At 39.8% G+C, this 22,437-nt stretch carries 20 protein-coding genes; 8 read left to right on the top strand and 12 right to left on the bottom strand.

All coding sequences use genetic code 11. The annotated features are described in order from the left end of the window. Positions 1–135: 135 nt before the first annotated feature. The 6 genes from IUZ65_RS05155 to IUZ65_RS05130 form a co-directional block, all read right to left on the bottom strand. Positions 136–3,078, bottom strand: a complete 2,943-nt coding sequence (locus IUZ65_RS05155) for an EAL domain-containing protein (protein ID WP_195702725.1) — start codon at positions 3,076–3,078, stop codon at positions 136–138. A gap of 46 nt (positions 3,079–3,124) precedes the next feature. Next, a complete protein-coding gene (locus IUZ65_RS05150) occupies positions 3,125–5,080 on the bottom strand; it encodes a methyl-accepting chemotaxis protein (protein WP_229637982.1) in 1,956 nt (651 codons plus the stop codon). A gap of 308 nt (positions 5,081–5,388) precedes the next feature. Next, positions 5,389–6,915, bottom strand: coding sequence for a PTS transporter subunit EIIC (locus IUZ65_RS05145; RefSeq protein WP_195702724.1), 1,527 nt, complete (start codon positions 6,913–6,915; stop codon positions 5,389–5,391). A gap of 128 nt (positions 6,916–7,043) precedes the next feature. After that, a complete protein-coding gene (locus IUZ65_RS05140; RefSeq protein ID WP_195702723.1) occupies positions 7,044–8,288 on the bottom strand; it encodes an ABC transporter substrate-binding protein in 1,245 nt (414 codons plus the stop codon). A 2-nt stretch (positions 8,289–8,290) separates the two neighbouring features. Next, positions 8,291–9,727, bottom strand: coding sequence for a sensor histidine kinase (locus tag IUZ65_RS05135; protein WP_195702722.1), 1,437 nt, complete (start codon positions 9,725–9,727; stop codon positions 8,291–8,293). Further along, complete coding sequence (locus IUZ65_RS05130; RefSeq protein ID WP_195702721.1) at positions 9,717–10,421, bottom strand: response regulator transcription factor; 705 nt, start codon at positions 10,419–10,421, stop codon at positions 9,717–9,719. Before IUZ65_RS05130 ends, IUZ65_RS05135 begins: the two co-directional genes overlap by 11 nt. A gap of 288 nt (positions 10,422–10,709) precedes the next feature. On the opposite strand from IUZ65_RS05130, the gene nagB reads away from it, so the two are divergent. From nagB to IUZ65_RS05115, 3 genes are all read left to right on the top strand, one after another. Beyond that, positions 10,710–11,504, top strand: coding sequence for a glucosamine-6-phosphate deaminase (nagB, locus tag IUZ65_RS05125; RefSeq protein ID WP_195702720.1), 795 nt, complete (start codon positions 10,710–10,712; stop codon positions 11,502–11,504). 359 nt (positions 11,505–11,863) lie between these two features. After that, positions 11,864–12,673, top strand: a complete 810-nt coding sequence (locus tag IUZ65_RS05120) for a hypothetical protein (RefSeq protein WP_195702719.1) — start codon at positions 11,864–11,866, stop codon at positions 12,671–12,673. A gap of 149 nt (positions 12,674–12,822) precedes the next feature. After that, entirely contained in the window at positions 12,823–13,275 is a 453-nt protein-coding gene (locus IUZ65_RS05115) for a DUF302 domain-containing protein (protein WP_195702718.1), read from the top strand. A gap of 81 nt (positions 13,276–13,356) precedes the next feature. Here IUZ65_RS05115 and IUZ65_RS05110 read toward each other — a convergent pair whose 3' ends face one another. From IUZ65_RS05110 to IUZ65_RS05100, 3 genes are all read right to left on the bottom strand, one after another. Then, positions 13,357–13,836: a GNAT family N-acetyltransferase gene (locus IUZ65_RS05110; protein WP_195702717.1), complete on the bottom strand. Its 480-nt coding sequence runs from the start codon at positions 13,834–13,836 to the stop codon at positions 13,357–13,359. A gap of 93 nt (positions 13,837–13,929) precedes the next feature. Continuing rightward, positions 13,930–14,379, bottom strand: coding sequence for a GNAT family N-acetyltransferase (locus tag IUZ65_RS05105; protein WP_195705000.1), 450 nt, complete (start codon positions 14,377–14,379; stop codon positions 13,930–13,932). A gap of 87 nt (positions 14,380–14,466) precedes the next feature. Further along, positions 14,467–15,075, bottom strand: a complete 609-nt coding sequence (locus IUZ65_RS05100; RefSeq protein WP_195702716.1) for a LysE family translocator — start codon at positions 15,073–15,075, stop codon at positions 14,467–14,469. A 192-nt stretch (positions 15,076–15,267) separates the two neighbouring features. On the opposite strand from IUZ65_RS05100, the gene IUZ65_RS05095 reads away from it, so the two are divergent. The 3 genes from IUZ65_RS05095 (at position 15,268) to map (ending at position 16,961) form a co-directional block, all read left to right on the top strand. Continuing rightward, a complete protein-coding gene (locus tag IUZ65_RS05095; protein WP_195702715.1) occupies positions 15,268–15,825 on the top strand; it encodes a helix-turn-helix domain-containing protein in 558 nt (185 codons plus the stop codon). Positions 15,826–15,958: 133 nt separating this feature from the next. Further along, the gene (locus tag IUZ65_RS05090) at positions 15,959–16,183 is read left to right on the top strand and encodes a ParD-like family protein (protein WP_195702714.1); all 225 of its coding nucleotides are present in this window, start codon (positions 15,959–15,961) and stop codon (positions 16,181–16,183) included. Continuing rightward, the gene (gene map, locus IUZ65_RS05085; protein WP_195702713.1) at positions 16,176–16,961 is read left to right on the top strand and encodes a type I methionyl aminopeptidase; all 786 of its coding nucleotides are present in this window, start codon (positions 16,176–16,178) and stop codon (positions 16,959–16,961) included. The genes IUZ65_RS05090 and map overlap by 8 nt, the downstream gene beginning before the upstream one ends. Positions 16,962–17,053: 92 nt before the next feature. Here the strand turns inward: map and IUZ65_RS05080 are convergent, their stop codons facing one another. Further along, positions 17,054–17,527 (bottom strand): cupin domain-containing protein, encoded by a 474-nt coding sequence (locus IUZ65_RS05080; RefSeq protein WP_195702712.1) that lies wholly within the window; start codon positions 17,525–17,527, stop codon positions 17,054–17,056. Between the two features lie 255 nt (positions 17,528–17,782). Between IUZ65_RS05080 and IUZ65_RS05075 the strand changes: the two genes are divergently transcribed. Both IUZ65_RS05075 and IUZ65_RS05070 read left to right on the top strand, forming a co-directional pair. Then, positions 17,783–18,490: a hypothetical protein gene (locus tag IUZ65_RS05075; RefSeq protein ID WP_195702711.1), complete on the top strand. Its 708-nt coding sequence runs from the start codon at positions 17,783–17,785 to the stop codon at positions 18,488–18,490. Positions 18,491–18,571: 81 nt separating this feature from the next. Next, a complete protein-coding gene (locus IUZ65_RS05070; protein WP_195702710.1) occupies positions 18,572–20,260 on the top strand; it encodes an amidohydrolase in 1,689 nt (562 codons plus the stop codon). 58 nt (positions 20,261–20,318) lie between these two features. Here the strand turns inward: IUZ65_RS05070 and IUZ65_RS05065 are convergent, their stop codons facing one another. Together IUZ65_RS05065 and IUZ65_RS05060 are read right to left on the bottom strand one after the other, a co-directional pair. Next, a complete protein-coding gene (locus IUZ65_RS05065; protein ID WP_195702709.1) occupies positions 20,319–20,669 on the bottom strand; it encodes a hypothetical protein in 351 nt (116 codons plus the stop codon). A 112-nt stretch (positions 20,670–20,781) separates the two neighbouring features. Further along, complete coding sequence (locus tag IUZ65_RS05060) at positions 20,782–22,341, bottom strand: putative bifunctional diguanylate cyclase/phosphodiesterase (RefSeq protein WP_195702708.1); 1,560 nt, start codon at positions 22,339–22,341, stop codon at positions 20,782–20,784. Between the last annotated feature and the right edge of the window lie 96 nt (positions 22,342–22,437).

Below are 22,437 nucleotides of genomic sequence, written 5' to 3'. Positions count from 1 at the left end.
AGCAACTTCCCGTGCTTGAATACTCTCTAATGTATAATGAAAAGTATCACCTTTTCCGCATTCAAACCAACCACCATTGACAACACCTACCCAACGTCACATTTATAAGTGATGAAAGAAGTGAAGAGGAACGCCTTATTGCTTTCTATTAATAGCTACTACGTTTTCAAGGGAATCATTACTTTCAATAACTTGCTCTAAAGGTTTTGGCTTTGAAAAATAATATCCTTGAAGAAAATTACACCCCATTTCAAATAAAGCATCCGCCTGCTCACGCGTTTCGACACCTTCTGCAACCACCAAAATATCAAGAGTTCGAGCCATTTTGATTATCGCTTCAATAAAGGTTCTATCCTGATGATTAAACTCTATATCGTCCACAAATGCTTTATCAATTTTTAGAATATCAACTGGAAAATGCTTTAAATAACTCAGACTCGAGTAGCCTGTACCAAAATCGTCTATCGCGATCAAAATACCAAACTTTTTTAAACGACTTAACACTTTCAAACTTTCGTCGGGGTTTAGCATCAAACTTGTCTCTGTAATTTCAAAGATAAATTTATCTGGTTTCACTCCCTCTTCTCGCATGATACTAATTGAATTTTCAACAAAGTTAGGTTTGGATAGTTGAACGGCACTAATATTAATAGATAGCTTTCCAAAAACACCAGACAACAAAGACATCGATTGACACGCCTGCCGCAACAACATATAGCCAATATCAACAATGATTTGTGTCTCTTCTGCAATCGGGATAAATTTGTTAGGAGGTGTCATGACACCGTCTGATGAGATCCAGCGGCACAACCCTTCAGCATAAACGACGCGTTGATTACTCGCTTCAACAATTGGTTGATAGAAAAAAACAATCTCTTTATGCTCTACCGCATATCTAAGTTTTTGCTCTAAATGCAGTCGTTCATTCAACTCTATTTCTAATTTTCGAGAATAAAGACTGTACGCGTTGCGTCCAAGATTTTTGGCTCGATACATTGCAACATCTGCTCTACGGAGCAACGTTTCAGGATCTTTCGCATCTCGTGGGCACGATGAGACACCCACGCTCCCCGTTATTCTAAACTCACGGTCCCTTACTATTATAGGGGTCGCTATGCTCACCAAAAATTCAGTACACCATTTTGATAGTTGAACCAAATTAAGGTCACCTTCCAAAATAATGACGAACTCATCACCACCTATTCGTGAAACAGTATCGGTTTCTCTAGTGACTGATTTGATTCTTTTGGCAATGCATTTTAGTACATCATCACCAAAGCTATGTCCTAAGGAGTCGTTGATAGTCTTAAAGTTATCTAAATCCAAAAACAGTAGAGAAAAGCCAATTTTATGTCTGTTGTAATTCGCACATGCTATGGTTAACCGATCCATTAATAGCACTCGGTTTGGTAAATCTGTGAGCATATCGTGTTGCGCGAGATAGGACATTCTTTCAGATATTGCCCGCGTTTCGGTGACATCTTGAAAGACCATTACCGCGCCACGAACATTCCCTTGTTTATCAATTATCGGTGAAACGGAATCTTGAATCAGAAACTTGTCTCCAGTCGTGCTTTTCAAATAGGCGGTCTCTGGGATCCCCATACGACAATTGTTTTCAATCGCTAACTCCGCTGGATTGTATAAAGACTTACCAGAACTGTCAGCATAGAGATGAACTATATCTTCAAATGGTTTACCTTTTGCATCCGCAAACATCACTCCAGTTAGCAACTCAGCAACCGGATTCAGATACGTAATATCTCCATGCTCGTCCGTCGCGATCATCCCGTCGCCCATGGACTGAAGTGTAATTTCTAGTAACTCTTTTTCTTCATACAGCTGCTTCGTTAAAATTTTCTCCTTAGATACGTCATATAACACCGAGTAAGCCCGACTCTCAGATTCATCTTTAATGAGTACCGCAGATAATTCGATATCTAATGTTCTATTGTCCGATCTAACCATCTCATAATTAACCTTATCAGCTCGTCCTGTTTTGAAAAATTGTGGCAAGGATTCGTGGGTTGCTATCTCAGCAGAAGCTGTAGTCAAAAAATCAATGGATTTTTTTCCGATGACTTCATCCCTTCTATAACCAAATAACTCCAACCATTTATCACTGACGGCAACGATCACACCTTGATTATTGATTGAGTGCATCGCTGCGGGTGTTTTTTCATACAACTGCGTTGCTTTAAACGAAACACTTTCTAATGTTCTATTATCAATTCTTGCTTTCCTCAATGTGATTGAGTAAAGCAAGGAACAGAGAATAATCATCAAAAGATAACCATAAAGATAAACCAGATCATTACTTTTTGAATACGGAAACTGTTCGAAATAGATCAAGACGGGTATGAGTAAACTCAGATTAAATATGGTAAATGAGAGCCTGAAAAATGACTTAGACGCGACAAGGATAAGTAATATGAGCACAATGACAAATGGCTCGGTAGAGTATCTACTCGCGGCATATGTCACAATAATTGAAATAGCGAAATATAATAAAGAAGTTGGTGTCAATGATAACTCAAGTATCTTTTTCCTATCAAAAGCCATTAGGCACAATGATATTGGTAGAATGCTCACACTTCCCAACATACTACTTATGGTCCAATGAAACCAAAGTGAAGGAATACTAAATTGCCCCATTAGGGAAAAAACGAAAGAACTGACTATTGCACCTATTGTTGGCGGAATAAAACACACGTAGATTATAACTTTTAAGAATTCATGCCTCGATTCAAGTGCCTTGGTGATATTACAATGATACTTACATAAATAAGCAACTAACATAACCTCTATTATGTTAGAAGGAAGGTAGGCCATCGTCTGAATAAAGCTAAAAGAATGTGGTAAATTCGCGAACAAATTTGCTAGGACTAACGTAATTGAAAGTGAGCCCCAATTCTTAACAGGTTGTGTCGTTAATAAAAGGCCATAAACGACATTCGGGTACCAAATCAATGCAATAGAATGGCTATCTCTCGTTAATAATATTGAAAGGCTCGCTAAGAAATAATAAAGAACAAAAGCGAATACGTGCCATTTAATTCTATCCCTAAGATTATCCATTCGAACCCCTACCAATATATTCAAAAAGTAGCCATTGATGTCCTTTTTATACTTTAAACATACTTATCGCATCACTTAGGCGATTCGCCATAACTTGTAAGGAATCCGCTGTTCTCACGTTCTCTTGAACATCGTCAGCTGTGCTTGCCGCTAAGTCATTAACATTCACGACATTTTCATTGATCTCTGCTGCGACACTCGACTGTTCTTCTGCTGCTGTTGCAATTTGATTGTTCATATCTTGAATAGTACGAATTTCGCGTTCAATCAATACAAGGGCACTACTCGCTTCATCCGATTTGCTTAGCGTCAGTTCTGCACTTCTCGAGTTTTCACTCATTAAGCTCACGGATTGAGAGGCCTGCTCTTGAAGCACCTGTATCATCGATTGTATTTCATTAGTACTTTCTTGTGTTTTTGTTGCCAGAGTACGAACTTCATCAGCCACAACGGCAAAGCCTCTACCATGCTCACCAGCTCTCGCAGCCTCAATAGCGGCGTTCAAAGCCAATAGGTTTGTTTGATCGGCTATCCCTCGAATAACATCCAATATCCCACCAACATTTTTTGTTTCATTTTGCACGTTGGTGATCGCAGAATGGACGCGACTAATATCACTGACCAACTGATTTATATCTTTATTCATTTCACTTACCACGTGCAAGCCTCTCCCTGACTTGTCGCTTGCGTCATTCGATGAGTTTGATGCTTCAACCGCGTTTTGAGCTACTTCAGAAACGGTTGCCGTCATTTCATTCATCGCTGTAGCTACTTGTTCTAATTGCATCATCTGAGATTTTGAAGCGTTATCTACTTTAGTCGATGAACTCCCTAACTGGTTAGATAAATCAAGTAGTTGGTTAGAAGATTGATTAATATCAAAAATAATTTCCTTAAAATTATTTGCCATTACCAATGTAGAGCGATAGACACCCACACTATTATCATCCAATTTAGGAACGTTGGTTAAATCACCATTAGCAATAATATTTACAAGTGCTTCTATCTCTTTGGGTTCTCCACCAATAGGTTTCTTTATTATTCTAGGCATGACAACTGAGATAATAACGCCTAAAGCAACCGCTATTAAGGCAACGACTATAATAATAGTCAACCCAGTTTCAGTATCGCTTTGAACTTTGGGCCCTAATGTGTCTTGATCTTTTTTAACCGATAGTTTTACTTTTTCAATTTCCTGCGCAACGCGAGGCCCTATTGTATTTAAGGTATTTTTAATATGGTTATTTCTTTGCGTTATAACTAATTCTATACTATTGAACGCCTCCACATACAAAGCATGTCCTTTATTTATTTTCTCTAGTAGATCTATTCTAGTTTTATTATTTAATCTTTTCTCCAACTCTTCTAAAAATAAAGGCATTTTTTCCGATAACTCACTCTTTGCTCTTTCTGCATCTTCAGAATTGTTGGAGACTAAAAATTTATTCACATATAGGCGAGCAAGCAATAAGTGCTCTTGAAGCTGTGCCGCTAGAAATGCAGCCTCGTTATCCTTGTCCTCATATGCCGATACAATAATACTTGACAATGCCTCTCGCATTTCCAAACCATTAGGATCAAGCTCTTCTTCAACTATCTGATTTCTTTGATTGAAAAGGCTACGAACCTGTTCAAATCCTTCTTCATAGTCCTTAATCTCAGAAACTATGTTACTCACAGCAGCTGCTCTTTCTGGTTGCTGAATCTCCTTTTGAGCCTCATCTAAGAATTCTTTCATCTTGTTACGACGTTCGTTGTATTGTGTAACAGACTCACCAGACTGCGTATTAATATAGCTAAGAACTGACAATCTCATAGTCAACATGTTGGCTTGAACGCGTCCCACAAGGTTTGTATCTCTTGCTAACCCTCTATACTCAACAAAACCATCATGCGTCCTATTGAATCCTACATATGACGCTATAGATATAACTGATAATAGCAATAATATAAGACCAAAAGAGACATACAGCTGAGTATTAAGCTTCAACTTACTTATCATAAAAACCCTTTTAATATTGTTGGTATTGAACTTTACAATTATTTAACCTTTGATTTAAGATTAAACCAAAAATATTGGAAATAACACACCAAATCCAAAATATATTCTCGGGTGATATCGTACTTATTAATACAGAAGGGATGATGGGCATTGCTATCCATCTTGGGTTGTGGGTATTGATGCACCTCTATCACCTCAAGATGTTTACAATAGGCCACTTAACAAAAAAGACACACCAACATTTGCTGGTGTGTCTTTTCATTAGTGATAACTCATTAACGACGTTATCTATTCGTGGTAAACGTTGACTAGTGTTGGTTGATACGCTCGGCTATAAATTGTGCTTTTGCACCATACACAATCTGTATTCCGTTTGAGCCAACCTTAATGACACCCATTGCTCCGATATCTGATAATCCTTTTTCATTAATTAAGGAGGTATCTTTAACTTCAAGGCGAAGTCTCGTGATACACGATGTAACAGACGTAAGGTTGTCGTGGCCACCGACGAAATCAAGCGTTAATTTGGTAAGCTGTTCATCGCTTAAGGTGACTTCTTCTTTTATTTCATCAGTACGGCCTGGTGTTTGCACATCAAATTTTCGAATCACGAGACGGAATACGAAGTAGTACATAATGGCCATCGGTACACCAACTATCGCTGCCGCGAGGTAGTTAGTTTCAAATCCATTAAATGAAGGAATGATACCCAAAGTAATATAATCGATTAATCCCGCAGAAAATGATTTGGCTAGGTGAGCGTCAAGTAAATACATAAACATGTATGCAAAACCAGTACTGATGGCATTAAAAATATAGAGCAGTGGGGATACAAAGATAAAGGTGAATTCGACAGGTTCAGTTATACCTGTGATAAAGCACGTGAGGGCAGCGGAAAATAAGATACCAGCCGCGTATTTTCTGTTTTGAGTTTTTGCTTCATGATACATCGCTAGACATGCTGCTGGTAAAGCAAATAGCATTAGAGGGAACTCACCCTGCATGAATTTTCCTGCACCCTGATAGGTATCAGAGTTAAAGTCTTTTACACCTTCCGCAAACATTTTGAACCAAATTGTCTGATCACCATTAATGACAGCCCCTGCTTCATTGGTATATTCACCAAATGAGAACCAGAATGAAGGGTACCAAATATGATGAAGACCAAGAGGAATCAACGCCCTTTCCGTGAAACCAAAAATGAAGGTAGAAAGTGCTTGGTTATCACCATTTACGATATTTGATAGTGCATCAATCCCTGCCTGAACATGCATCCATATACTCGGTAGAATAAGACCAAGTAAGAAAGCACTGACTGCGGTAACAATAGGGACAAACCGCTTTCCAGAAAAGAAGCCTAGAAAAGCAGGGAGCTGGATTTGGTGGAAGCGGTTATACATAGTTGCCGCAAGAATACCGGCAATTAGTCCACCAAAAACACCCATTTGAAGGCTAGGAATACCTAACACCAAGGCGTAAGCTCCTCCTGCGAGGGCCATTTCTTGAGTAACCCCAGCATGAACACCAATTGTCATGTTCATAACCAGCATCGCAACGACGGCGGCTAATCCTGCAATACCTGATTCTTTCGTGAGACCTACTGCGGCGCCGACGGCAAATAATAAAGGTAGATTGCTAAAAATAACATCACCGGCACCAACCATTAACGGAATATCTAATTTGTCCCCGAACGCCAACAATAGCCCAGCGGCTGGCAATATCGAGATAGGTAGCATTAACGCCCTACCAACAGTTGAGAGCCTTGTTATGCCTTTCTTAAGGATGGAGAATAAAGACGTCCCTTGTTTCGGCAACGTCGAAGTTTTTGTGCTCATAAGAATACCTCATAGCTATGTTATATATGGAAGATGAATCTCTTCCATATATAAGCTACAGAATTTGGTATCGCTTAAGGTTAAATAATGTTGGCTTTTTGTAAGTGTTCTATTACAAATGAATACACTTAATTGTTTCCCGAGCGGCTACTTGATATAGCAATTAATCGAGAGATAAACTGCTCAGGTGTTTTCGTAGAATCGTTAAAGAAGCGATAAAGCTCCTCAATTATGGCGTTCTGAACAATAGGAGCGACAGCCATCGAGTCCGTCATACTGGGTACTAGAGCGTCATTTTTTTCGGATACATCGAAGTCTTGTCGAGATTGTTGCGAACAGATATTAAAATCATTTAATGGTATATCTCCTCGGGCAGGAATAGACCCTTTCTTTTTACTAAATTCTTTCTGAAACAAAGCGCTAGACAACGTTTTACCAAGACCATCCGTATCTGATTTCTGAAATCCAAAACTCTGGTTAAATATTACAAAGCTATCCATATTGTATATATAAACCCCCTCAGTTTGAGGCGATACAAAGCAAGAAATATGATCAGGTATTTGCGCGTCATCAGAAATTAATTCACCTATAACCCAATCACCCAATATTTGGAAAGCGGCTTCATTATTAATTAACTCATTGGTTGCTTCATCCCAACGTTGCTTAGTCAGGCTATCTTTAGTGATATCCCCGATTTGACGAAACACATTAAGAATGTCGACCATTTCTTGACTATTTAGTGCGTCAGGAGACATCTCTACTAAGGCTTTTTGATAATAATCTTGTCCTCCTATCCCAAGGGCAATGTTTTCAAATAACATCGATATTTGCCATGGAGAGTTCCCCAGCGCGAGCGGTTTAATCTCTTTTGTTTTAAGAACTTTTAACGCCGCAATAAACTCCGACCACGTTTGTGGTACCTCTAAACCCGCCTTCGCCAATACCAAGTTATTAACCCACATCCAATTTACGCGATGGATGGTAATGGGTACAGCAACATACTCACCCTTAAACTTATTGATGTTTCGTGCCGTGGGTAGCATTACTTCATCCCACTGTTCAACTTGAGCGACGGTGTCTAATGAGGATAAAAAACCCAGTTTAGCCCATGATTTAATCGCCATGCCTTCAATTTGCGCAAGCGTTGGTGGGTTTCCGGCTATCGCCCTTGCTTGCAATACCGCCATAGCGGTATCGCCGCCGCCCCCTTTGACCGGTGTACTCTTCCATATGTGGTCTTGAGCGACTAATGCATCTTCCATCACTTTTAGCGCGGCGACCTCTCCCTTTGATGTCCACCAGTGAAGGAATTCTACTTCCTTAGATTGCGACTCAAAACTGAGTAGCGCGATACAAATCATTAATAATTTCATTCTTAATCTCTACTTAGTGTTAAGCAGACCTCAAAAGTTTGGCTTTCTAGTTGGTTAATGAGTACGATATCTCCACCGTGGGCCCTAGCGATACTCCGTGCGATGGTTAAACCTAACCCACTGCCACTGCTATCAGAGGTTTCTCTAAAATAGGGTTCAAATACCTTCTCCGTTAGTTTTTTATCGATTCCCGGCCCTCTATCGACAAATGAAATGACTACTTTTTCGGGGCTATCTTTCACTGTAATTGAAACGAATTTTCCATATTTAATGCCGTTATCTACTAGATTCTGAATACAGCGTTTAATGGCTAACGGTTTACCGTAATACAGCTTTACATTGGACCCATTTACCGTTACTTTTTTCGCATAGCGATTATATAATTCTGTACTCGTGCCCAGTATTTCTATTATGTCTATCGCCTCAATTTCTTCATGAATATCCGTATCCCGAATACACTGAAGTGCCCCCTTGACCATCAAATCAATTTCATTAGTGAGTTTTTCAAATTTCGCTCGTGTATCGTCATCTTCTAGCATTTCTGTCCGCAGTTTTAAGCACGCTAGTGGCGTTTTTAAATCATGCGAAATAGCGCCAAATAACATTTCTCGTTCTCGTAAATACGATTTCACACGACGATTCATTTTATTAAAAGCGTGCACGGCGGCCTTAAGTTCCGAACTTCCCTCTTCCTTGACTTCAGGAATAGAAAGCTTGTTACCCATTAACGTTGCGGCTTTTGCTAGGTTTTTGATTGGTCTGAGTTCTGATCGCACAACAAGCCAAGTAAAAACAAGCAATATGATGGCGGATAATGCCAAAAAGAAAAGCTGCTTACTGTCCATAAATGAGCTTTCAAGATTGACATAAGGAGCTGGTAATACCGCCGCCAAATAAAACCATTCCTGCGGTGATACTTCAATTTGGATCACCAATATCGGCGGACTAATTTCGCCAAAAGACAAGCTATAGTGAGCCCAAAGTAATGGTAACTCGTCTATGCTAATACCGGTGCTAAATACCTTAAGTTCCTCTCTGGTGGTAAACTCAACAACAATATTATTGTCACTACCAAGCTCCTGATTCAATACCCTTTTCGCTTCATTTAGTACGAGTTGCTTTCTTGAAGAATCCGCTATTGGGACGACCGGTAATTCCCGGTTATTTAGCGACACGAAGAATCGCGTCCCCCCCATACTTCTCAATTGATCGAGTACGAGATGTCGGTAATCCAGAGGAAGTGTGCTAAAAAAAGAGATGGTGGATGAAGCGCTTAACACTAAGCTGCGTACCGTGCTTTTTAATCCTTGCTCTTCATTCTCAGAGCTGTGAGAGAACCATATTAAACCAGCAAGTAATTGTGATGCGATGATAACAATAAGTAGCATAGTGCTGGTACGTGCGGCTAAAGATTGAGGGACAAACCTCTTAAGTTTCATGCAACGTTTCCACCGCTAGCATATAACCTTTATTACGAACGGTAATGATGGTATTTCTCTGTTTATCATCTAAGTGGTGGCGTAACCGGCTGATCTGCACATCAATCCCTCTTTCTAACGGTTCAGAATCTCGCCCCCATATCGCCTGTGCAATTGCGTCTCTAGAAAGTATCTCATTGGGTTGACGTAAAAAAAGAGCAAGTAGAGAAAAGTCCGCACCAGAAAGCTGTTTTGCTGGTTTATCATGGCACAATAATTGGCGAGTGATTGTATCTAGCGTCCAACCAGAAAAGGTGACCTTTCTAGAAAATGGGGCTTCTGGGCTGTGGGTCGCCCGCCTCAAGATAGCTTTTATTCTCGCAAGAAGCTCTCGGGGGCTAAATGACTTGGTGATATAATCATCGGCGCCCATTTCTAATCCAGCGACACGATCAGCCTCTTCTGTTACTGCTGTTAGCATGATAATTGGCACACTAGAGTTACGTCGAATTTGTGAGCACAACGTAAATCCATCATCTCCAGGCATCATGATATCCAGTATGATCAAATTTGGCTCATGGGTTTCAAGTACACGCCACATGTCTTCGCCATCGCTAGCCGTGAGTACAGTGAAATTGCTACGCCCCAGATATTCACTAAGAGCATCTCTTAATTCCTTATTATCATCGACGACCAATATAGTTTTATTGTTCAATTCTAAGCGCCTTTACTTAATAACGATTTCAATGATAATTTCGATCTTAACTATGTATCCATTTGACAAAAATCACAATAGTCGTGTTCTCTATTTGACCACTTTCCCCTGTTATTTTTGTAAGTAACCACTTACAAATTAATTACCAATAGCAACCTTCGCCAATACCCAATGACTTAATATCAATCGTGATCAATTTATGGACAACATTAATAATTATCGAGTTCGCACAGATATCAAACATATCGTTATTAACTAATTAAATTAAAAGATTGAAGGGTACTAATTATGAGGCTGATTCCGCTTGAAAGTAGTTCAAATGTGGGTATTTGGAGTGCTCACCACATAGTAAAAAGAATAAAAGCATTTAAGCCAACAGAGGGCAATCCATTTGTACTTGGATTACCCACAGGTAGTACACCATTGTCTACCTACCAAGAGTTGGTAAAACTGCACAAACACGGAGAGGTTAGCTTCAAAAACGTGGTTACTTTTAATATGGATGAATACGTAGGCATTAACCCTGAACATCCCGAGTCTTATCGTTCTTTTATGTATAAGCATTTTTTTGACCATATCGATATCCAAGAAAAAAATATCAACCTTCTTAATGGTAATGCCAAAGATTTAGTCAAGGAATGTCAGGATTATGAAAAAAAAATAGTGTCGTATGGAAAGATACATTTGTTCATGGGTGGTGTGGGTAGTGATGGTCATATTGCCTTTAATGAACCCGCATCTTCTCTTTCATCTCGAACACGAGTAAAAGTGCTCACAGAGGAAACTCGTCGAGCAAACTCTCGTTTTTTTAACCACGCGATTGATCAGGTGCCTAAAAACGCGATGACGATCGGTGTCGGAACGTTACTAGATGCAAAAGAGGTGATGATACTTGCTATTGGCCATGGTAAGTCACAAGCCGTACAAGCCGCTGTTGAAGGTGCAATAAACCACCTTTGGACAGTAAGTGCACTTCAACTGCATCCAAAATCTGTCATTGTTTGTGATGAAGAAGCAACCTATGATCTTAAAGTGAAAACCTTAAAATATTTCACAGAATTAGAGCAGAATAACGCAGAATAAGCAGCTATTTAACCCTTCCTTACGACCACACTCATTCTCTACCAGTCTGTATTTAGTGTGGTCATATGCCGAATACACTAATTGCGGCCTATATCCCTAGCATACAGAACATTTCATCGCCTTATTCGCGGAAAAATGACAATAACAGTACTAGCAGGAATGACACCTTCAAATTGAAGTGTATGTTCCTTTATTTACTGTCTTTTTTACTATTTGGTCTCACCATCCCGGTGCGACTCGCACCACTTTACACAAAAAACCTAAAGTAATTCCTTTTAACCCATTGAATTTAAAATTCTTTATACTTGGCATCATCCCTGCTTACTACTTAAAAGCCAAAACAAAGTAAGGGGACTTCTATGTTTGTATTCATCACTGTTTTATTATCGCTTTTTATCTGTTTAGTCATGCTATCTCTCTCATCAAAGCGCAAATCAAGCTATCAACAAAAATACGACCTCATCACTGATTTAAGAAATATCGTAACGTCATGTCGGCAGCATCGCAGTGCTAGTCATTATCTTCTCTACTACGGTAATCCCAAAAGCCATGAAATTCTTCTACTAGAAAAAGGCATGTCTACCACAACAAAGACACTGATAAGCAAAGCCCATTTCGATAATAAACCCATCTATCGAATACTGTTTTCAAAATTAACCAATTTGATTGATGAATGGGAACATATGACAATCAGTCAGAATCAGATGAGCCACGGGAGAGTGATTCGGCACTGCTTATTTTTGATTGATGAGGTCATTCTTGCATGGCTAGTCGAGTCTCAACGCGTTGACTTGGTAGACGAATATAACCTGAGCTGGCATCAGATAAATGATAGCTTGGAGTCATTGACTCAATTTAGAGTAACCATACAAGATGTAAATACAGACAACGGCATTGCAAAGCTGAACCCTCACGCGAAGTTAATGGTCAATCGACTCAATCAACTCGCACTTATTAATCCTTTAGCCATTGCTTCACCTGCCTGCTCACTACTTTGCAGACAGCTAGAAGGCATGTCCGAATCAAAGGAGCTCGAATTCACACAAGAACAACTTTACAAAATATCGACAGATGCATCTCTTGTCATCTTCAACACCTATGATTTTTTACTCTCAAATATTACTGAGTCTATCTATGTACCTTTACCTAAACTCGCGGTTTCTATTTAACCTCAATATTTGTGAAATTAAGAGTAATGTCTACTCGGCAAACACACTGCAATAAGCGCTGACATGATTCAATTTGCAAATGGTGAATGTAAAAACTACGCTTTCATAACGTGCTACACCTTCACTTCACATACGCAAGGAATAATACAATGACACTTAAGACTCTAGGACTAATAGTGTTTTTTTTCATAACATCAACCGCTTATGCTGAAAATGGATTGATAAGTGTCAAGAGTACATTCGATGTCAATACCACGACGGATCGACTGGAAAACGCTTTGAAGGCAAAAGGCATGACTGTTTTTTCACGCATACACCATTCTGATGCGGCCATGAAAATTGGCATCACCATTCGTCCTACTCAACTTCTTATTTTTGGTAACCCTAAGGTCGGTTCTCCTTTAATCGCCTGCAAACAAAGCATCGCGATTGACTTGCCTCAAAAGGCACTCATTAGTCAAGACGAAAACAATGTCGTCTGGCTTACCTATAACGATCCAAAATACCTCGCTGCACGCCATAACGTTTCGGAATGTAAAGATAACATTATGAAAATCGAAAAAGCGTTGGCTAATTTTGCTCAGAAAGCAACGCAGCCTTAAATCAAGAGAGCGCCGATGTGACGAAAACATAGCGACCCCATTGGCGTTTTCAACTAAACCTTGTATCTGTAGATATTGAGACTATTCATCACCAACATCTTTGGACATGTTAATACCCGTTATTGCAAAACCAACGTCCTGATACAGTTTTAGAGCACGCTTGTTTTGATATGCTACTCTTAACTTTATCTGCTTAATACCAACAGAATATAATTGTCTTTCTAACGCTGATATTGCTTGCTTACCAAGACCTTTGCCTCTGTACTCACCAGCAATGAAAAAATCGTAAATAAAGGTCGATTCGTCCGCAATATTGATTGAGTGCCATAGATACCCAACTAAGCATGACGTGCCGTTAATATCGGCATCAATACATAGCAATGATTGGTTATTATTGTCTAACCCTGTGGGGAAGTTTTTATTTAGATCTTTTTTGGCTAGTTCAATGGAGACATCCATCGAATGACCATAATTGAGCGCAATTTCTTGACTATAATCGTCAATGAAGTACTCGCAATATGCTGGGTATTCTTCTTGACGCATTTCCCTAAGTACCACCATTTTTCTTTCCTTAAGCGATGAATTCATTTTTGAGAAAATTGGGACGCATATTCCGTCAGTCAACATGAAACGTCATAATGATTGAGTTTCATACTAATCCAACGTTAATGTAAGCCTAAGCATATCAACATGTCGGAGGCCATTCTCGTATATTGGTTTATCATAATTGTCGATAAAGTAATTCTTAATGACACCATCGACCCTAAATCCTAACCGCTGATAGAAAGCCAATTGATATCCAAACGTACCCGTACCTAGACATATTTCTATAACGCCTAGTTTCGCTAAGTTATCGACAACATGTTTTAACAACCCTGCTCCAATGCCCCTGTTCTGAGCCTTTGGAAATACAGCAATATTGCAGATTTCTGATTTACTGCTCGCGAGTGATTTAACCACGCAAACCCCCATCATCTTGCCTTGCTCATACGCCGCAAAACACAGTGACCCAGAAAAGTATTTACTAATACTCAACTCTGAAGGGTCCGCTTCCAATAGCAAATTCATAGGTACTGAGCAAGTATCAATTTGTCTGTATTCCACCATGTAAGGACACCTAAACGTCACTCTTCTATCAACATACGCATGAATTACTTTGCATAGAAAGATTCTAGTGTTTTCGTCACCCGTTTAAAACTGATACCAAATATCTTTGACGACAGGCAACACCGACCCCACCAACAGAAGCGACATCGTGATGTTAAACCAACGTAAGTAAGCCGCATTATCTAAGAATTGACGTAACATGGACCCAAACATCAACCAGATACCAACACAGGGAAAAGAAATAATAAAAAAGGTGGTTGCTATCGTCATATTCTGTGAGAAAAAGCTTTCTCCCATTGTGGTAAATGCTGATATAGCCCCAATGGATACGACCCAAGCTTTAGCATTCACCCATTGAAACAAAGCACCTTTTATGAACCCTATCGGCTTAACTTGCTGGTTAGTTACCCCTACGTTACTGGACCTAGCAATCAACCACGCCAAATAAAGCAAGTAGGCGGTACCAATAATTTTAATGATCAAACTTAATTGAGGGAATAATGTAAATAACTGACCAAAACCCAGCCCGACCAACAATAACATCGCAGTAAAACCGACACAAATCCCTATAAGCAATGGCATACTTCTGCGTATACCAAAGTTAAGTCCAGACGTCATCACCATGATATTATTTGGACCTGGTGTGACTGATGATGAAATTGCAAATAGTGCAACCGATATCAAGTAATCCAAGTTTTGTCTCCCTTAATGTTATTATGTGATTTCGAGTGGTTCTTAAACCAAGGTTTACCTTCAATATAGCCAACAACTATACATTATACTGAACGAGTGGTTTTTATATTGAACGATCATTTTTAGTTTGTCAAAAAATTCGATCGTATTATATAATGAACAAGCTATTCATAGAGAAGACGTCCATTCATCATGACCAAAAATAAACCACCTATCGCGCAAATCGCCGCAACATTGAATGCTGAAAGACGGCGTTCAAATCTCAGCATCGCCGAAGTCGCCCGACGTGCAAATATCGCCAAGTCAACCTTGTCTCAACTAGAAAATGGGGTCGGTAACCCAAGTATCGAAACGTTATGGTCCATCTGTGTAGTACTGGATATTCCCTTCTCGCGTCTAATCGAGACGCCAAAACCAAAAACAAATATCATTCGCCAAGGTGAAGGGGTATCTGTACTTACTGAACGCAAAGACTATCAAGCGACTCTGCTGGCTGCATGTCCACCTAATAGCCGTCGTGATATCTACTGGATCGAAGTCAGTCCAGGAGAACCTGTTTACTCGAAGCCGCACAACTCAGGAGTGATAGAACACGTAATTATCACCAAAGGACGAGCAAAACTTGGTTTAATATCAGAATCTTACGAGCTAAATAAAGGCGACTATATTTGCTACCCCGGAGACTTGCCGCACGTATTTGAAGCGCTTCAAGAAGGCACTTCCGCCATCTTAATTTCGGAATACCGCTGAGCCATTTAAAAGCCTAGAGCTTTCTAGGATTGAGTGGCATCGAATAACAATAGTGTTTTCCAATTAATTATCTTGACTACTCGCTCTCTGTAAATACAATACGCATACGAAACATGTATGGAACATATATAAAATGGGTATTGTAAAGATTTCCGAAGAACTTCATGAAGAGATAAGAAAAGCAAGTTCTGTTATGTCACGCTCTATCAATTCACAAGCCGAATTCTGGATAAAAATTGGTATGTTAGCCGAGCTTCATCCACAACTGTCTTTCAATCAAATAGTCGCAGATCTTATGAAGTCAGCCGATGTATCGGCAACGAAAATAACGGTAATGGAAGGAAGTACCAATGAATAAGAGCGTTAATATCAAATCTGCTTCTGAAATTGAGTTGATGCGCAATGCCGGGAAATTACTTGCGCAGGTCTTTCATATGTTGGACTCATACGTAAAACCGGGGTTATCAACCATGGACATTAACAACAAAGTTGAAGACTTTATTGTTAATGAGCTGAACGCTAGACCAGCAAGCAAAGGTCAATATGACTATCAGTATGTTTTGAACTCGTCGATTAATGAAGTCGTGTGTCATGGTGTCCCCAACACAAATCAAATATTAAAAATCAAAGACATTATTAACCTAGATATTACTTTGGAAAAAGAAGGGTTTATTGCTGACTCCAGCAAAATGTATGTCATGTCAGAAGCCAATCCTTTAGCTAAAAAGTTGGTTGACGTCACGTATAACGCTATGTGGGCTGGAATTAAACAAGTCAAACCTGGTGCTAGACTTGGAGATATAGGTCATGCTATCCAGAAACACGCTGAGAGCTATGGCTACAGTATCGTAAAAGAATATTGCGGCCACGGTATTGGTCGAGAAATGCATGAAGAGCCACACGTGCTTCACTACGGATCGCGAGGAAAAGGTCTTAAGCTAGAAGAAGGGATGGTGTTTACGATAGAGCCCATGGTTAACCAAGGTACTGCAAAAATCAAAACAAAAAAAGATGGCTGGACGGTCATTACACGAGACAGAAAATTATCAGCTCAATCAGAACATACTATTTTAGTTACAACATCTGGGTATGAAGTACTTACACTACGCGAAGATGAAAAACACAATCATCACTAATTCATAACCCATTAATGCAAGGCGTAAACACAGAGGGTATGGTTTATTACTGACTAAGTGAGGTAAAGCGATAAACACTTACTTGTTATGTGTTAATAAGTAGAGCCATCCTTATGTAGAATAGACCAAGACCCATTTATTTCTTGAGTTAACGCTAGATCATCGTCCGGATACTTTACGCTTTCGTTAGGGCTTCTATCACCAACTTCGATAAATATGACGTCCTCTGACGTATTGTTCACTAGTTGGTGCCCGACACCACTATTAGCTTTAAAACCCATGCAGTCACCAGGGTTCATTTGAATTTCATCTTCACCATAAATGAGCGTTGGGTTGCCCGCAATGACATAGATAAACTCATCCTGCATTACGTGGTGATGCTTTAGTGCAGACATCGAATTTGGCGCTAAAACCGTATAATTCACGCCAAAGTTTTCTAACTGAAAAAAGTCACCTAACTTTCGCTTAGTACGATCCTTTACTCTATCTGCAAACGGTTCCGGATAAATTGATTTCGACATATTTACTGGAACGAGCTCAACGTTTATTGGGGATATTTTTTTCATTCTTTTCACTCTCTATACAAGTAACAACGTAACCATCGATATGAACACACTTTGCCAAATACATACTCAGTATTTATCGTGATGATATTTATTGCAAACGATAGCCTTCTTCTCGTCAATTCATGATGATAAAAATCAGCTTATTTGAATTTCAAATGACAGACACTTTACTGATTTTAATCATTTTATTACAAAATTTCTTGCTGTAGTGCGTATACTAATAGGCAACAATTAAACACAACAGAGTAAGATAAAATGAATAATCGCGCACTAGGTAGACTTTTTCTTCTCAGTTCACTCGCTATAGTCGGCTGTTCTACTACCGAGAACATGCCTAATAAAACATCATCTTCTAGCCTATCAGCTAGCGCCAGTGAAAACACGATCGCCACTTGGGTAGATACCAACATTCTGGCACCGGAAGGCCTTTCCTTAGCACAAGACAAAGTACGTTACCTAACAGGTAGCGCCGATCTGAATGGCGATGGCATCGCCGAACATATCGTCTTAATGCAAGATCTCTATTTCTGTGGCAGCGGTGGTTGCACCGCTGTCATGTTTGATAATGAGGGCAACGTCATCAACCGAATGACTGTGGTGAAAACCCCTGTCGTTTTGGCGGACAGTTATCGCAACGGTTGGCAGGACTTTATAGTGTGGAGCAACAGCGCTCATCGCTTGATGAGCTACAACGGCGAATCCTACCCTAGCAACCCTTCACTCGAACCAACCGCAAACAGAGACGCAAATAGGCAATCGGCTATCGCTAACGTAATGGCGACAGAGCTATACCAGCAAGACGGCTACGACATTATGCCCTCAGAAGCGAAGGAGCTATGGACACCCGTCAACGTGTACCATTTCAGTTTCAAACACTATGGTGATCCAGACAGTATTTACCAGGCGGCAGTGGATATGACGAATGGCGATGTTGATATTGAGGCGGTTGCGTTACCGCAATAGCTCATCATCTTATGGTTGGAATATCCGCGCATGAGAAGAACGATTGTTAGCAATGATTGTGGAACAGAAAAGGAGTAAAGAATGAGCCGAGTTTATCCTCTAACAATAATCGCGAGCCTAATAATAAGTTCTAATACACAGGCTTTCTCGCGCTCTGATATGATCTTAACAAATGCAAGGATTTACGGTCACGAGAATGCCAATACGATCGTCATTCGCGATGGTGACATTGCTTTTGTTGGTCAAAAACAATCAATGGATGTATATCGTAATAAAAACACTACCGTTCTCGATCTTGAACAAGCCTATGTATTACCAGGCTTCATTGATAATCATAACCATGTGTTTGAGGCGGCTTCAGAAGTCGGCGGTAATTGCGAGCTAGGTATGGATGCATCACTTGAAGAGCAGATTCCCTATCTAACCGCATGTAAAAAACTCGAATCGAATAGCTGGCTGATGGGGTATGGCTTTTCTTTAGAGGCCATCTTGAATGAGGATAGTCACAGCACGCCATTAGACGTAATTGATCGTATTTTTCCGACACAACCTGTCGTACTTATGGAGCAAACCTCACACTCAATGTGGGTTAACTCCGCAGCGCTCAATTTAGCGGGTATCACCAAAAATTCTCCCGAGCCCCAGGGTGGAAAATTTCTTAAAGACAAAAACAGTGGTGAACTGAATGGCATTCTATTTGATAACGCTGGCGATATCGTCATGGAGATGGCTTGGAATAACTTAGAGAATCGATTCGACCAAAGCTACGAAGGTTTAATGATTGGTCTTGAAGAAGCTTCAGCACATGGCATTACCACCATTGGGGATGGGCGACTTTATTGGAAACGCGGATGGTATGACGTATGGCAACAAGCCGAGAAAAACGGAGACTTAACCGCCCGAGTTTCTCTGCGTCCTTGGATCTACCCTACGGACTCGATGGCACCCCAGTTGGCATTTTTAAAGAAAATACATTCGAACGATAATTCGCGTTTGTTATTAGTAGACCAAGTGAAAATGTATAGCGATGGCATCATTATAAATGGCACGGCAAAAACGTTAGCACCATATTTAAGTACCTATATTCCAGACGAGCCTTATGGCATCAACTATATTCCACCACATCAAATGAAAACTTGGTTGGATGCCCTGAATAACATTGGTTACAGCGCCCATATCCATGCAATTGGTGACGGTGCAGTTCGTGAATCACTGAATGCCATCGAACATGCTCGTAATCAAGGTTCAAAAAAACCATATACGCTTACGCATGTTGAATTAGTGAACTCAAAAGACGTTCCTCGTTTCGCGAAACTCGATGTGACCGCCGATTTCCAAGTAGGATCTGAATACGTGGCACTACATGATCACCAATGGGCCGAAGCCTTCATAGGGGTTAAGCGGACACATTCATTGATGAATCCAAAAGCCATATTCAATACCGGTGCTAATATTACGTTAAGTAGCGACTGGAATGTAAATGAAATCAACCCATTAGTTGGTATTGCAAATAGTCTAAAAATGGATAGTACGGGCTTGCCAAACGTGCATTCCGCCATAAATGCCTACACAATTAATGCGGCCAAAAGTTTAGGGATCAGTGATATTACAGGTTCGATAGCCGTTGGCAAATCAGCTGACTTAGTCGTTTTAGAGAAAGATATTACCCGTTTACCGGCCAATGATATTGCACAGACAGAAATCTTAATGACAATATTACAAGGTGATATCGTCTTTGGTTTAGAATCACTGCCTAAATCGGAAATATAATCTCAAAATGCATTTATGCCCCAAAACTAACTTATTGGCATAATTTTTAGACGTTTGATTAAAACACCATTGCGTGATCAACTAGGAACCGACCGTTTTTGTGTATTAACACAATCTCAGCGACAAACTCGCCTTCAGCTTTTGTGCAGAATTGTTTCCAAATAATTGCCGCCGAATCAGGTCTTCTGAATACGGCAACGGACTCTCTATGCTTCCAAAAACCTTTTTCAGACTGGTATTTAGCGCACACTCTTTCAAGGTGTTCTTCCGTTACTATTGCTTTTGCACGATCAGTGAAATCCTGAACATGTTTAGCATGATCAATATCCGTTGATGCTTGCATCAAATTATCCATAATGGGGTTTGCAATATCTAGTATCTCTTTTTCAGTCATTTCCTGAAAGTTCATCTTACTTCCTCAATAACGCTAACATTTGTATATTACGCATGCGCGATTAATTGGCAAATAGTACATACTCAATTAGTAAATTTATTATTAACTATTTTCTGACTCTCAGTCATTACTCGACACTCGTTAACTCTAAGCAGTTAGACTCTATTGCTCTAGCTGGTTTTTGAAAGTAGTCACCTTGCATATATAATGATCCGAATTCACGTAAAAATTCAGCTTGCTCCTTTGTCTCAACACCTTCAGCCACAACGTCAACATCAAGAATTCGAGCTAACTTAATAATTGTCCTATATATTCCATTGCTTTTCTTATCTCTCAGCGCATCGACTAAGAAAGATCGATCGATTTTCAACCTATCAACGTGTAACTGTTTTAAGCGATATAACGACGAGTACCCAATACCAAAATCATCAATCATAATTTTGACACCGTACTCTCTGAGTTGTTTAATTTTACGAATCGACCCTTCAAAGTTTGTTATTATCGAACTTTCGGTAATCTCAAGCTCTAGGTTTACTGGGTCAAAGCCGTATTTTTTGGTTAATGCCTCGACGCTTGTGACGAACTCAGGTTCAAGAAACTGCTTGGCGGATACGTTAATAGCCAAAAATTGAAGGTTTTTAAGCAAGGTTTTACTTTCTTTAAATGTTGTTTTCATTACCCATTGCGAAATGATATGGCTCAATCCAATCTCTTCCCCTAACTTAACAATCACTTCAGGCTTCACCATCTGCCCATCTAACTTCCAGCGGATCAATGCCTCATAACCTTGTATTACGCCAAATTCATTACAAATAGGCTGGTAAGCCATATATAACTCATCATTCTTTAGTGCATGCTTAAGACTTAAAGATAACTTATTCCGTTCAGCAATTTCTTCGCCTAGGTTTTTCGTATAAAAACAAACGTTGCCAGTCCCAATACGTTTTGCCTCATACATTGCTATATCTGCTGCGCCAAGCAAACCTTGAGAAGAATCACCATCTTGGGGGTAGATGGCAACGCCTATACTAAAGTTCGTACTGACTGCGTTATTCCCTAAAAGAAAAACATCATCCTGACACCGCTGAATGCGTTCAACCAAAGAAACGATATTCGTATCCTTCCCGGAAATTTCGGCAACAATCAAAAACTCATCGCCTCCTAGTCGGGCAACAATCTCACCGCCTCTACTGTACTGATTCAGTTTTTGACTAACCAACATGATCAATTGGTCACCAGCATCATGACCATATCTATCATTGATGCCTTTGAAATTATCAAAGTCTAAAAAGATCACAGCAACACTATGCGAAAACTGACTCGCTTTAGCCAATTGTTGTTCAAGATAGTACATTGCCAGATTTCGATTGGGTAACTCGGTTAAGGCGTCATAGTACGCACTTCGAGTAATATCCTGATTGAGCGTTCTGATGTCCAACCATCGCCTTGCACCATAAATAACCGAGACAATAGCGAGCCATAAAACACCGAATATAATTTCATCAAGTTCCCACTCTTCGTAGTGTCGTGTGAAATTATAAAAAGATTCTACTAACTCAGTATTTGACGAAGAGGACAAATAAATTAGAAATATGACAATAAAACCGCCAATCAAAAACTCATCGCGTGCTCGTTTTTTGATTCGAATACTCGTTGGTGTTTCTAGTAACTTATTATCTTTTCCCACGCCCTATCCTCATGCCTAAGAAACACTAGAAGATTACACTCCAACAATATACATCTCATTTATACAAATTATATATTAGTCAATAAGAAGAGTTTG

The organism is Vibrio sp. VB16 (assembly GCF_015594925.2).
Classification (GTDB): domain Bacteria; phylum Pseudomonadota; class Gammaproteobacteria; order Enterobacterales; family Vibrionaceae; genus Vibrio.
Note: the sequence above shows the minus strand (reverse complement) of the source record. Positions and strands in the feature narration are given on the sequence as shown.